Raw genomic sequence first — 13814 nt, forward strand, 5'->3', positions numbered from 1 at the left:
ATGATAGGCCATAATCGGGTCGCAAAAAATAGGCCGTTATCGAACGGATCGTTCAGTTCAAATGAACGCTTAGGCATGCGGATTCAGTTCCTCGTAAAGAGCGCGATAGAGGGTTGATATCGCATTGCCCATTCGTTTTTCTCTTCTGATCAAGCCCATCGTTAAGCGTAGATCGATATCCTGAATTTTTCCGAGTACGGCAGACGCCGGCGGGGGTTGAACGGCCGAGGCGGGCAGCAGCGCAATCCCGACGCCTCCCTGCACGAATTGAATAATCGCGGCGCTGTCGCCGATCTCGATGACCGGTTTAATGGGCACGCCCAGCTCGGCGATACGCTGCTCTAATGCCGCGCGATATGCGTTTAACGGCTCGGAGAGGATGAGGTTCTCGTTTCCCAGGTTCGCCAGGGTAAGGGATTTTGTCGCGGCAAGGGGATGTCGCTCGGGCAGGAGAACGACGACCTCCTCCACGAATAGCGGCACCTTGTGCAATCCGCGCGTCTCGTTCGGCAGGACGGGTCCGATCCCGATATCCAGTTGTTCATGCAAAACGCGTTCGCATAACGTATTCGTGTTAATGTATTCGATGGATATCGTCAAATGGGGATGCTTTTTCAGCAAAGGAATGAGGATGGACGGCAGCTTTTTCCCCGCCGACTCGATCGTACCGATCCGGACGTGGCCTTGTACCGTTTTTGAAAGCTCGGATCGGGTATGATCCTTTAACTGGTCGAATTGTTCCAGCACATGCCTTGCGTTTTCCCAGAAAACTTGCCCCTCTGCCGTTAGCGCCATACGGCGGCCCCTTTTTTCGAACAAACGGATGCCCAGATACGCCTCCAGCTGCTGAATATGCAAGGATATCGTAGACGGCGCATAACCGAGCGATTCAGCCGCTTTTAAAAAGCTGCCTTTCGTCAATATCGTTTGGATGGTCGTCAATTGTTTGATCTCCATGACCGAATCCCTCCGCTCAAGCGAACCTATCGAAATAACGGCCATCCGACGTCGGATGGCCGCATTCTACTTTTTTTCACCGTCGTTAGCGGCTCCCTACCAGCACTTCAATGCCGTCTTTAGGCCGCAAGGTCATGAGCGGCTCCATCTCGATCGGCGGATGTCCGGCCTTTAACTGCAGCCGGTGGCGTTGGCCGATCATGCACAGGGCGATGACCATCTCCAGCATGGCGAAGTGGTTGCCGATGCAGCCTCTCGGTCCGCCGCCGAACGGGATATAGGAAAACTGCGGAATGCGCTTCACGTAGTCGTCCTCGAACCGCTCCGGGATAAACGACTCGGGATTCGGAAAATAGGCCGGGTTGTGGTGAATCGCATAGGGGCTGAACAGCACGGATTGTCCCTTTTTGATCTTGATCGGACCGAGCTCTACGTCGTTGATCGCGGAACGACCGGTGAAGAAGCTGGGGGAGCGAAGCCGCATAGCTTCCCATAGCACGTTTTGCGTATAGGTGAGCTTCATATAATCGGCATCCGTCGGCGCCTCGCCTTGCAGGACCCGATCCCATTCCTCGTACAGCTTCCGCTCGACCTCCGGCTGCTTCAAAATGTACGAGAATGCCCAAGACAGCGCATTGGCGGACGTCTCGTGCCCGGCGATGAACATGATCATCAGCTCGTCGCGCAGCTCCTGGTCGGTCATGCCGTTCCCTTGATCGTCCTTGGACGAGAGCAGCACGGAGAGCAGGTCGCCTTCGCCGATCGCGGGGTTCAGTCTACGCTGCTTGATGATATCGTAGACGGCGCGATCCAGCGCTTCGAGCGCGGACTTGTAAGCTTTATTTTTAGCGGTCCCGACGAACAGGGGCACCGAGACGAGCGAGCGCATCCGCTCGGCGCACATCCGGTTGATGAGCTCGTACGGCTCTCGTATCGACCGCGAATGTTCATGGCCGTCCAGGCTGAACAGCGTCTTGGCGATAATCGCGAAGGTGATATTCGATATATCTTCGGTGAGCATGCGGTGTTCGCCCGGTTTCCACGTACGCAGCTCCCGGTCCACGATGTCCGCCATTTGCTCGGCATAAAGCTGCACATGCGCCCGGGTGAAGTGCGGTTGGATCAGCTTCCTGACCCGCTTGTGCTTTTCTCCCGTGCTGGTCGCCACGCCGTCCCCGACGAACAGCCTCGCTTCTTGAAAGGCCTTGAGCTTGATAAATTGATCTTGCTTGGTAATCAACATTTCCTTCAGCAGCATCGGATCGTAGATGACGTACATTTTTTGCGGACCGAACCGTATTTTGACGACGCCGCCGTATTTGGTTTGCAACTCCGTCAAAAATCCGAGCGGATCCTTCCGGTATTCCATCAGATTGCCGGCGATCCAACTGCCTTTCGGCCCTTTAGGTTCGATTAAAGCTTGTGAAGCGCTCATGATTTCTCTCCTTTTTCTGTAGTACAGCTTGTGCGTGCCGGTTAACGATCTTTGAACAGCGAGCAGGGGTCGACGTCTTCGTTCAGCCAGTCTTCTCCTTCGGCGAACAGGCTTTTTTGAACTTGAATGATCCCGCTCCGCTTGGCCAGCCGGTTCATCTGGTTCTGCATCAGCTTGGAGTTGCACAGGACGACGACCTGCTCGCAATGGGGCAAAAACCACCGCTGCAGCTCCTCCCACTTCTCCTTGACCTCATGCTGGAACACGATGGGCTGCCCGTGAATCATCATTTGCCGGTTGTCGATCAGCAGTTTGACTTTGCCGGAGACGAGCCGCAGGCAGGCGCTTTTGAGATCGGCGACGATTTGCTTGATCTCGTCCTGGCCGATCCCGCCGGTGACTTGCCAGGCGATGACATTGTGATCGGGGTCGACGCGGTAGTTGAAGCGATCCCGGAGCGGGCGCTCCAGCTCCTTTTTCAAGGACGCCGAATGCAGGGAAAATCGCTCGTGAAGGAAAAAATAGCTGATGTCGACGTCCAGCGTATTGCACAGCAGCTCGATATTTTTAAGCGATATATTGCGAACGCCGCGTTCCACGCCGCCGATATAGGTGCGATCGAGTCCCGAACGGGCGGCGAGCATGTCCTGCGACATGTTCGACCGCAGCCGCAGCTCCCTTAGGCGCAAGCCGAAATCTTCTAATATACTCATTGGGCAACATCCTTCAGTGCGAAATCCCATGCTATACCTCCATGTTAATCCGTTCCTCGCGACCGAGTCGACGGACTATAAGTCTCATTAATGGTTTACAGGAAAATGAACGAACAAGCTGGCGCCGGCACGGGGCCGGAGCCAGCTTGTCGCAAACGGTTTTGCTTCAGGCTTACGGCCAAATTACCGTGTCGAAGGTGACTTCGGCCAGCTTGCCTTCCGTGCCCGAGGAGACGGCCAGGCCAGCCGTAAATTCCCCTGTGATCGTCATCGTGCGCGAGCTTTTCAGCGTCCACTCGACGCCGTCAACCGACGAGTAGGTCTTCACGATGTTGCCGGTTTTTTCGACCTTCAGCCAGATCGGCCACGTGTTAGCCGTTGTACTGTCGGTATTTTTGGCTGCCCAGGCGTTCGTCTGATCGCGGTAGATGCTGCTGACCTCGGTACCGCCGACGGTGAAGATGCCTTGGAAGGCGCTGTTCGCGTCCTTGCTCTGGCGGATCATCAGCCCCACCTTCGTATCCGAATTGACTTTCCCGCCGGGGACGCTCACGCTCGCAACCTTGGCGACGATCGTAGCGTCGCCGTTCTGAATGTTCACATACGCGTAGCGGAACCTGTCGGTCTGTCCCCAAATGCCGGTGCCGGCCGCCGTCATCGTCACGGACGCGCCCGATTGGGAGGTCGAACCGTCAATCTTGGTATCGTTGTCCTTGCTCTGCGGCGTTTTGATCTCGACGAACTTCGCGGTGACGATTTTGTTTTCGTCCATGATGACGGTGGCCGGATTCGCGTTGCCGCTCAGGCCGCCCCCGCTCCAGCCGATGAACGCATAGTCCGGGGCCGGCGTCGCCGTCAACGTGACCGAAGCGCCGGCCGCATAGCCTTCCTGGTCGGGTCCGCGCTGGATCGTGCCGTTCACCGCTTCGGTCGTCAGCGTGTAGACGTCGGATGCATTTCTAAAGTTCGCCGTAATGTTCTTGTTCCCGGTCATCGTCACGGTCGCCGGGTTGGCGTTGCCGCGCAGGTCGCCGCTCCAGCCGGTGAAGACGTAGCCGTCCGCGGCCGTTGCCTTCAAGGTCACCGCATAGCCGGCCGGATAGGCGGGAACCGAAGGTGTCGCCGATACGATTCCGTTCACGGCTTCGGTATGCAGCGTATACGAAGGGATGGCAGGCCATTTGACTTCCCCGAACCGCGCCGTGACGAATTTGCTGTCCTGGCCAGCCGTCACCGCCAGTCCTGCGGTGTACGCCCCGCTGAAGGAAGCGATCGTCCGCGAGCCGCGCTGCGTCCAGTTGGTGCCGTCGGTCGAGCTGTAGGTCTTCAAGCTCGTTCCCGTCTTTTCAACCTTCAGCCATACGGGGCCGCTGACGGCTTCGTCGGCGAGATATTCCCGGATGACGTACGATCCGTCCCGGTACTGGCTGTATACTTTGCGATCCTTGGATATGAAAATGCCTTGGTAGTTGCTGTTCGCGGCCGTGCTCTGCCGCATCATGACGCCCGCGCGGGCATCGCCGGCCGTAGCCGCGAAGTCGTTCACCTTGGCCACGATCGCACCGTCACCGCTCAGGTTGTCCTCGTAGGTATACCTGAAGCTGTCGCTGCTTCCCCAGACGGTCGAGCCGGATGCCTTGATCGTGACGCCGTCCGTATCGTCGGTCGTGCTGCCCGCGTACGTCGTCCCGATGTCCGCGTCCTTGTAAGCCGCGAACTTGGCCGATATCGTCTTGTGGCCGTCCATGATCAGCTCGACGGTATTGGACGTCGTCCCGACCAGGTCCCCTTCCCAATGCACGAAGCGGTAGCCGAGGGCCGGCGTCGCTTTAATGTTGACTTTGGCATACGGCTCGTAACCGCCGTCGGCCGAGGGGTTCTCGATCTCGATCGTGCCCCCAGTCGTCTGCACCACGGTCAGCTTGCAAACTTTCGGCATGTCATCGAAGGTGGCCGTGACCGTCTTGTCGCTATCCATCTTCAGATATGCAGGATTGACTTTGCCTTCAAGCGCGCCAGACCATCCGGTGAACGTGTAATTCAGCTCGGGCAGCGCGGTCAGCTTCACCTTGGAGTCGGCCACGTATAGGCCGGACGCGGCCGATACCGAACCATTTCCGTCCGCGTTCACGGTCAGCGTGCGCATATCCGGCCAGCTCACGTGGCTGAACTGCGCGGTCGCCGTGCCGCCTTCCGGGCCCGCGGAGGCGAACAAGCCGATCGTGAGCTCCATGTCGGCCTTGTCCCAATCCCAGATCGTCAATTTAACCGGGTCCTTCCATGTGACGCCGTCCGTTGACCAGGACATCGTGAGGTCGCGGTTGATGGTCCGCTCGATCCGCAGCCATACGGGCGCAGAAACTGCTTCGATCGTCTTGTCCGCGCTATACCAGTCGCCGCCCTTTCTCGACTGCACGATCAGCTTGCCGTCCTTCGCCAGGATGGCGGCATATTGGGCGCCGCTCGCGAGCGACGAGCGAATCTGGATGCCGGCGACGGCATCCGCAGCCTTGCCGCTCGCAGTCAACGAATCGAGCTTTGCCGTAAATACGGCGTTGCCCTTGAGTCCCGGCCGCAGCAAGTAGCGGAAGCTATCGGGCGCTTGTGCGAATTGCTTGCCGGTCGTCGTCAGCGTATAGACGTCCCCGCTGACCGAAGTCGTACCCGGCGTTCCCGGCGGCGAGATATCCACGCTCATCAAGGCGTTGGCCGGCTTGAAGTTGGCCGTGATCGCCTTGCTGCCGTCCATCGTGACCTCGAGCGGGTTGGCGCTGCTCGTGACGGCGCCGGTCCAGCCCGTGAACAGATAGCCGGGCTGGGCTGTCGCGGTCAGCGTCGCCTTCGTGCCTTCCTCGTAGAGCTTGCCGGACACGTTAGCGGCATTGTCGGCGGTTGCCTTGACCGTGCCGCCTTCCAGCGTCTCGACGTCAAGCGTGTATTCCGGCACCTTGATGAAGTTGGCCGTTACCAGCTTCGGCGCGTCGACGATCACGGTCGCAGGGTTGCCGTCATACGTCTTCTCAACCTCTGTATCGGTGTTCTCTTCGGTCCAGCCGTCGAAGCGATAACCGAACCTGTCGACGGCCGTCAGGATGACCTCATCGCCATGGACATAGTTCGGCTTGGAGGGGTTGACCTTGACCGAGCCTTTATTCGAGTCTGCCGCGGTGTTCAGCGCGTGGCGCGGCAGTACCTCGAACACGGCATGGACGCTGAGATCATCCGTCATCTCAATCTGCGCGGACGGATTGACGCCTGTCACATCCCCTTCCCAGCGGACGAACTTGTAGCCGTACGTCGGCACGGCGGTCAGGCTGGCGACGTCGCGGTCGCTGTATCTGCCGTCCGCATGGTCCAGCTTCACCGTGCCGCCCGCCGTGGCGGTGGCCGAGAGCGTGCGCACCGCGACCGGTTCGTAATTCGCGACGATCTCGCGGTTCGTATCCATCGTGACCGGGATCGAGCTGGCGGTGCTGTCGGCGCTGCCGATATCGCCGCTCCAATGCGTGAACTTGTAGCCGACGTGTCCTTTGGCCGTCAGGTTCAGCTGCATGCCCTTCGTGTACGTTCCGCCTGCCGGCAGGACGTCTCCATAGACCGATTCGACGCTAAGCGTACGCGTCTCCACAGGGATGAGCGGCAGCATGCTCGCGGCGTTGGCCGACAGGATGTTGACCGAGAATTCGTTTTGCGTGTTCCACGAATCCGTATACCGATACATGACCGCATGGTCTTCGTATTTCGGGAACGCCTTCGTTTTCGCCTCGGTATTCCACGTATCGCTGAACCAGGACGGATACTTGGCGCTCTGAATGTCCGAGTTCGGCAATCCCGGCGGCGGCTCGATCCAGCCGTTGCCCGGGCTCGTCTTCTCCTGAACCCACTGGTACTGGTTGATCTCGTGCACAAACCACCGCGGCTCGCGCTGCGGATCGCCCAGTCCCGTGATGAACGAGCGGCTGACGGCATTGCTGCCCAGCGTGTAGTCCCAGGTCTGTTGAATGCGATCCAGATACTTTTGGTCGCCGGTCAGACCGTAGCCGACGATGATCGGCATCAGCGTCGAAGACGTGAATCGCCAGCCGATCTTGTCGGGGAATCCTTCGTCCTGCGTCGACGCGCCGAACGGGGTTTGGTGCTTCATCTCCCTGTCGACGAAGTCGATAATGCAGTTATAAGCCCACTGTCTTTGTTCCGCCGTTACGCGCGGGTTTTCGTACATGGAGACGAATACGCCCAGCCAAGCGCGGTCGAGTACCCAGGTGTAGCGCTTGAACGTGTCGTACTGGGTCGGCCTTTTGGGCATAACCTCCTGGATCTGGTGCAGCAGCTCCTCTGCGGTGATCCGGCTGCCCGGAACGTCGGGATCCTCCACGTAATTGTTGTCTCCCATGGCAACGAGCAGCGCGCTCGCCGTCAGCAGCATCTCGTTGGCCCACGGATAAGGGACCCCATCCTGGCTGACATCGTAATAGGTATTCGTTTTGAGCGCGTCAATGTCCGTTTTATATTCCGGATCCTCCAGGTCATAGTAGTAGTGCTTTTTGAAGCCGTTGTATGCCCGGATCGCCGCCTTTAGATAGCCGTTCGATTTGCCGGAGAGGTACTCCTGCATCAGCGGCGTATTGTAGGCCTGGGCCAGCACGCCGGCCGCGAACAGCGTCTCCGCGACGTTCGGTCCCTGCGTCCGGTTGTAGAAGAACCTATTCGTGGCGCCCGTGAGCGGCGCTCCGGTTTCATACGTCCCTTCGTTCGGCTTGCCGGGCGTCTGCGGTCGCAGATAGTTCGCCAGGGTCCCGTCGGTGGTCGTATTGTTGATCGCTTTGGTCAACCAGTCGAGCTCGTACGCCAGTTCGTCCAGATAGTCGGGCACGCCGTTGCCCGATTCCGGGATCTGCAGCGATTCCCCCAATGCCTTGATCTGTTCGGGGAAATACTTGGCGCCGAGCAGCATGTCGATGCCGACATAGGCGGAGTTGTACGGATATTTCCCCCGGTCGCCGGCATCCATGTGACCGCCGGTAAGGTCGACGCGCGCTTTTTCCAGGTCTCCTCCGTTGTCAATGAATTCGGCCTGGTCGATCGCGTCATCCATATGCGATGGCGGACGATGCCAGTGCGTATACTCCGAGGCCGTGTGATTGTCATAGTCGATTCCGTAGTCCCCGTCGCGCTGCAAGTACAAGGCGCGGGTGATCGTATACGCGATCTCGTCCTTGTAGATCAGGCTGTCGATCTTGAACGGATAGGATACGCCGATCCCCGGGATGTAGAGGCGATAGGTGCCTTCCGCCTTCAGCGTGCTGAAGTCCATCTCGTAGATGACGCTTTTGGTCCACCTGTCCGTGACGATCTGGCCGGTTTTATCGTCTCGTTGCGGGAGGATATCGCCGCTGTAGACGCTTTTGCCGACGCTGGTCGCATCGCCCCCCGCCACGATATAGAACTTCGGGTAGCCGCTGAAATCGAGGCTTCCCTGCCCGGTCCATTGGTTCAGGTAAGCGACCTTTTTCCCTTCCGCCGGGTAACCGACCTGGTTCGTATGAATCATCAGGTTCGGCTCGCTCAGGCTGAACGTAAAATTCAACTCGTCGACAGTCGCGACCGCGGGATCGATCGTCAGCGTATAAGTCTTGCCTTCCTGGAACTTGACGGAAGAAGGCAGCTTGAGGTAAGCGCGGTAGAACACCTGAATCTTCCCGATATTGCCCGACATGGTCGGGTTGTAAGGAGCCTGCTCGGGGAAATACCGGTAGTTCACCAGCACCGGCTTGACGCCGTCGCCGGAAAAGTTCGGGTCGTTCGAGCTGGTAATCGTGTAGTAGTCCGTGTTGGTTACGTTGGCGTCGACGTAGGGGTTGTCGACCAGCACATATTCCATCCACTGCGAATTGAGCACGTTCGCATGGGAGACTTGGGGAATGTACGCGACCGGCGCGCGCTCCTTGAGCGCGGTCGCCTGGCCGCCGGATGCGGGCGGCGCTTCTGTGCCGAATGCGGATGAAAAGGGCAGTACCATGGATAATGCCGTTAACCAGACAATCATTGCGCGGCGTGCGCGGCGAAGCCTATTCTTTACCATCACTTGAGTGCCTCCTCATTAATGGTTCGATGACTGTTCCCTGACGACGAATAGGAACTTCTCAATGTAGGATGAAGGTCAATCACCTCCTTGCGCGACAATCATGGATGTAAACCGATGACGGCCCGAACCGACGGCGTAGATCGTGTAATCCTGACCCCGCTCGTCTGAAGGCACATGCACGTTCGCCGTCGCGTTCGGGGGAATCTCGACTTCCAGTTCGAGCGCCCCGTCCTTCTTTCGCCAGCCCGACTTCACGAGACCTCTGACCGTCCGGACCTGGCCGCTCGCATGTGCGAGGCCCCCAGGAACGAAGGGCTTGATCGCGATCTCCCCGTAGCCCGGCTTCACCGGCGATATGCCGGCCAGGTGCTTGTAGAACCAGGCATCGAGCCCCCCGACCAGGAAGGCGTGATTGTTGGACGATCGGTCGTCCGCAAAGCTCTCGAAGGCTGTTGTGGCCCCATACTTTTCGACCCAGTAGCCCCAGCCGCCTTGGCGGGTATTCGTCGCGAGCTCGTAGGCGACGTCGTTCCTGCCGTTGTCCGCCAGCGCCGCGAGAATCGCCTCCGCACCCAGGCATCCGACCGTCATCGTCCCTCTGGACCTGATATCCGCGACCAGGCTGCCCAGCACGTTCGCCTTGTGCGCCTCCGGCACGAACCCGAAGTGCAGCGCGAGCGCGTTCGCCGTCTGCGAACCGTTGTCGTAGGACTCCCCATTCTTCAAATAAGCGGCGTTGATGCCGTCTCTGACGCGGCTCGCCCGTTCCGCGTACGCGGCCGAATCGGCGCGATAGCCAAGCACGTTCGCGATTTTCGAGAATAACGTCAAGCAACGGTAGTAGTACGCCGACGCCAGGTAAGGCTTGGAAATGTCCTTGGATTGGCCGAACCAGTCGCCGAACAGGACGCTGCCCTGCAGCACGCCGTCGCGGTCCAGCCGGAGTTTGAAAACGTCGAGGCATCGTTTCATCATGGAATAGTGCTTGGATAAGAACGCTTTGTCTCCGTAAGCCATGTAATATTCCCAGGGAATAAAAACGACGGCGGAAACCCAGGGGATATCGAGGGCGTACTCATGGCCTTCGCTTGGGCAGATGAGGGGAATGATGCCGTTGTCCAACTGACAGTCGGCGATATCGTCGAACCACTTCTCGTAAAAAGCGGCCATATCGAAATTCAAAAGGTCCGCCTCGGAATGACAATGGGCGTCGCCGAGCCAGCCTTGCCGCTCCCTCGTCGGGCAGTCCATCGGGACGGAGACGAGATTGGAGCGGAACGACCATACTGCGCCATGGTGTAGCCGATTGAGCAGCTCGCTGCCGCATGCGAACGCCGAGTCGTTGAGCAGATCGTTGTGCACGACCTTGGCGACGATGCGGTCCGCGGTCAACGCTCCCGGATAACCGGCGACTTCGACGTACCTGAAGCCGTGACAGGAAAATCTCGGCTGATACGTCTCCTCCGCCTCGCCGCGCAAAAGATATTCGTCGTAATGCGGCTGCGCCTCCGCCAGCCAGCCGGCCTCGATGCTTCCCGAATCGATCCCGCCATCCGGCCCGAGACGCTCGGCATACCGGAGGGTGATGCGCGTACCCGCCGGTCCCTCGACCGCCAGGCTCAGGGTTCCGAACAGATTCTGGCCGAAGTCGACGACAAACTTGCCGGACGCGAAGCCGGCAACGGCGACCGGCCGGATCTCAGCCATGCAAAGGATCGGCTCCGGCTGCGCGGTCAGCAGCAGCGGGCCGCTGTCGGGGATCGTCCCGCCCCACGCGGCGTCGTCGTACCCGGGCAGATCCCAGCCGACGGGCTCCAGCCTTGCGTCGTACGTCTCGCCCTTCCCTTCCGAGATGCTGCCCCCGGCATAGCGCAAGGCCGTATAGGGGCCTTTTTTCAACCGCTTCCACGTATGATCGGCGACGATCGTATCGACCGAGCCGTCGTCGTAACGGACGTCGAGCCGGAAAATGACCTTTCTCGTATGCATGATGCCGACGGCATTCACGCCAGCGACGAGCAGGTCCGTCACGTCATGCGTGCGGTACAGCCCCCGCCTGAAGTGCGTCTGCCCGGGGCTCAGCAGATCTTCGCCGACCTTTGCGCCGTTGATGCGCAGCTCGTAGGCGTTCGCCTTGCTGCCCGTCGCGCCGATATACGCTCTGGCCGACGCGACGCGCGCATCCTGCTTCAATTCGAAGGTCGTCCGCTCGTAATACACGGCCGTCGGACTGTTCGGATATTCGGCGTTTAACCAGCCGCAGCCCCAGTCCTCGATCGTGAACAGGCCGGTCTCGAAGGAGGCCGCCTCGCTCCAGTCGAGCTCCCGGCCCCGTTCGTTCCACACTTTGACCTTCCACCAATAGCGGGTCGCCGGCTTTAATGCCGCGCCCCCGTAAAGAATGGCGTTTTGCTCGTTCAATTCGACTTTGCCGCTGTCCCACAGATCGCCGAAGTCCTCGTCGATGTAGGAGAGACTGGAGGCGACGACGATCCGGTAGGCTTGCTGCCTGAAGTCCGGTTCGTCCCCCGCCGTCTCCCAACCAAGCTTCGGCCTCGGCTTGTCGATGCCGAGCGGCGCCGTCCGGTATTCGCACCGGAGGTTCGTCGGAACGTCCGATGCGGTCGCTGAATTCGTCTGCTGCATGATGATAACCCCGCTTCTTGGAATGTTGCGCCGCGAGCGGCCTACAGGACTTCGAGGAACGCTTCTTCGTCAAGGACGGCACGATAGGCGAAAATATACATGCCTGCGGACCAGGCCTGGTACGCCATGCCGGACGGCATGTCGCTCCTCCCGTTCAGCCATTCGTTGAATTCCCATTCGAACCGTTTGCCGATGCTGTTCGCCTTCGCCAGATTTTCCAGCTCCGCCTTGGCGAAGTCCTTCCGCCCCGCCTTCATGAGCGCCGCGACGTAAAAGCCGCCGATAAACGGCCAAATGCCCCCGTTGTGGTACTGGTACTGCAAGTTCAGGTGCGCGTTCCTGTAGTACTCGCGCCAGTCCTTGTCGCCCGGCATGATCGGCGGATAGTTGGCCATGATCGGATAGGGCTTGTTCATGCCGGTCTGAACGAAGTGATTGACGATGGCGTCCGCCTTGGTCTCGTCCGCGATGCCGAACAGAATGGCCAGACTGTTGCCGAGCGCGTCGCAGTGGTGGCCGAAGTCCCGGAAGGCAGCGTAGGGCAAATAAAACTTGCCGAACCAGTACAGCTCGGTGCTCATCCGGATGATCCGCAGCCACTCCTGGCTGTAGCCCCTCTCGTTCACGATTCTCGTTTTTTCCTCGACGTCGCCCGGCCAGAGCAGCAGGTTCAGCTTGAATTTCACCTCTTCCGCGCGAAGGCGATATTCCACGCCGCTTTCCCCGCAAAGCTCCAGGATCTTGGCGTATTCGACCAACGATTTGTAATAGAGGACGTTGTCGTACAGAATGTTCCCTCTGTTCGCGTACAGGTCTCCCCAGTCGGCCGCCTCCTGAACCTCTAGCAGCCCGCAGTTGTTGCTGTCCTGGTATTCGAGCCAGAGCATCGCTTTTTTGATGCCTGCCAAGTGGCTTTTCAGAAACGGCAAGTCCTTGTAGCGCGAATAATAGACACTTTGGCCGATGATATACCACGGATTGCTGTCGACCGCGCCTTGGTTCGCCTCGATCGCCGGACGGTCGACGTCGACGGACAAGGGGATCATGCCCAGCTTCGATTGATACTTGGAGAGCGTTTCGAGCGTTATTTTAAAGGCATCTTGGAATGCCCTGTTTTCGACGAATGACGCGCCCAGAAACGTAATGATGCTGTCTCTGGCGTAAACCTGGTTGTATCCTTCGGATAAGGCGGACGCCTTGGCGCCGATCGCGTGCATGCACCGTTCTACGACCAGAACGGACTGTTGGTAAGCTTCGTCGAGCAGGTTCATAAGATCGATCCCTTTCTTCTCTATAGTGGTGTATAGCCGGTTCGGCCTTATTTGCCGATCCGATGCAGCGCAGGCAGGACCAGCTGCGGGTAATAGATGCCGCGCCGTTCCGCAAAATCGATGGTCGCGATTCCCGTGTGCTCGAACGCGAAGCTGCTGACCGGAAAGGCCCGGACGCCAAGCAGGAAGCCGAGCAGCACGCCGAGCGAGCCGCCGTGGGCGAACACGACCGCCGAGCGCGACTTGGCGTCCTCATCCGGCACGAAGCCGCCCATCCGGCTGTGCCAGCCGATCTCGCCTAACGCCTTCAGGAAAGGGGGGACGATCCTCGCGCACATGTCGTAATAGCCTTCGCCCATCTCGGTTTTCCACATTTCCTCCGCATAGCCGCCTCCCGCTTCGCGCTGCATCGCCTCGAAGGCGGTGCTCGGCAGCTTTTCCAGCTCGCGGTTGGGCATCCATTCGTGCATGAACGGCAGAATCCGGATATCCAGTTCTCTGCCGGCCAGGACGATCTCGGCGGTTTGCAGCGCCCGGCCATAGGGCGAAGAGAATGCATAATCGTAAATCTCGTCCTTTAAAGCCGCCGCCGTCTCCTCCGCCTGCAGCACGCCGCAGTCGTCCGACAGGCAGCCGGACACCGGGCGCTCGGGGCAGACGAACGGATCCCCCGCCATATGGCCGTGCCTGATCAATGTGAGTCGCAT

At 59.3% G+C, this 13814-nt stretch carries 7 protein-coding genes; all 7 read right to left on the minus strand.

From position 1 onward, the window contains the following. Window positions 1-69: 69 nt before the first annotated feature. Complete coding sequence (locus KVT38_RS02210) at window positions 70-957, minus strand: LysR family transcriptional regulator (protein WP_217592055.1); 888 nt, start codon at window positions 955-957, stop codon at window positions 70-72. A gap of 85 nt (window positions 958-1042) precedes the next feature. Beyond that, window positions 1043-2392 carry a cytochrome P450 gene (locus KVT38_RS02215; protein ID WP_217592056.1) on the minus strand — a complete coding sequence of 450 codons (1350 nt, stop codon included), beginning with the start codon at window positions 2390-2392 and terminating at the stop codon, window positions 1043-1045. A gap of 41 nt (window positions 2393-2433) precedes the next feature. Then, window positions 2434-3105 carry a helix-turn-helix domain-containing protein gene (locus KVT38_RS02220; RefSeq protein WP_217592057.1) on the minus strand — a complete coding sequence of 224 codons (672 nt, stop codon included), beginning with the start codon at window positions 3103-3105 and terminating at the stop codon, window positions 2434-2436. A gap of 172 nt (window positions 3106-3277) precedes the next feature. After that, entirely contained in the window at window positions 3278-9187 is a 5910-nt protein-coding gene (locus tag KVT38_RS02225; protein ID WP_254638926.1) for an InlB B-repeat-containing protein, read from the minus strand. A gap of 78 nt (window positions 9188-9265) precedes the next feature. Continuing rightward, window positions 9266-11836, minus strand: a complete 2571-nt coding sequence (locus KVT38_RS02230) for a family 78 glycoside hydrolase catalytic domain (protein ID WP_217592059.1) — start codon at window positions 11834-11836, stop codon at window positions 9266-9268. Window positions 11837-11877: 41 nt separating this feature from the next. Continuing rightward, on the minus strand, window positions 11878-13107 hold the full coding sequence (locus KVT38_RS02235; protein ID WP_217592060.1) for an amylo-alpha-1,6-glucosidase: 1230 nt from the start codon (window positions 13105-13107) through the stop codon (window positions 11878-11880). 47 nt (window positions 13108-13154) lie between these two features. Continuing rightward, window positions 13155-13814, minus strand: coding sequence for a histidine phosphatase family protein (locus KVT38_RS02240; RefSeq protein WP_217592061.1), 660 nt, complete (start codon window positions 13812-13814; stop codon window positions 13155-13157).

The sequence above is a fragment of the Cohnella sp. GbtcB17 genome, from assembly GCF_019091135.1.
In the GTDB taxonomy this organism is placed as follows: Bacteria; Bacillota; Bacilli; order Paenibacillales; family Paenibacillaceae; genus Cohnella.

What these genes read in the sequence shown, in the direction of transcription:
- KVT38_RS02210 (WP_217592055.1), bottom strand. Translation starts at nt 957, where the DNA reads ATGGAGATCAAACAATTGACGACCATCCAAACGATATTGACGAAAGGC.
- KVT38_RS02215 (WP_217592056.1), bottom strand. Translation starts at nt 2,392, where the DNA reads ATGAGCGCTTCACAAGCTTTAATCGAACCTAAAGGGCCGAAAGGCAGT.
- KVT38_RS02220 (WP_217592057.1), bottom strand. Translation starts at nt 3,105, where the DNA reads ATGAGTATATTAGAAGATTTCGGCTTGCGCCTAAGGGAGCTGCGGCTG.
- KVT38_RS02225 (WP_254638926.1), bottom strand. Translation starts at nt 9,187, where the DNA reads ATGGTAAAGAATAGGCTTCGCCGCGCACGCCGCGCAATGATTGTCTGG.
- KVT38_RS02230 (WP_217592059.1), bottom strand. Translation starts at nt 11,836, where the DNA reads ATGCAGCAGACGAATTCAGCGACCGCATCGGACGTTCCGACGAACCTC.
- KVT38_RS02235 (WP_217592060.1), bottom strand. Translation starts at nt 13,107, where the DNA reads ATGAACCTGCTCGACGAAGCTTACCAACAGTCCGTTCTGGTCGTAGAA.
- KVT38_RS02240 (WP_217592061.1), bottom strand. Translation starts at nt 13,814, where the DNA reads ATGCGACTCACATTGATCAGGCACGGCCATATGGCGGGGGATCCGTTC.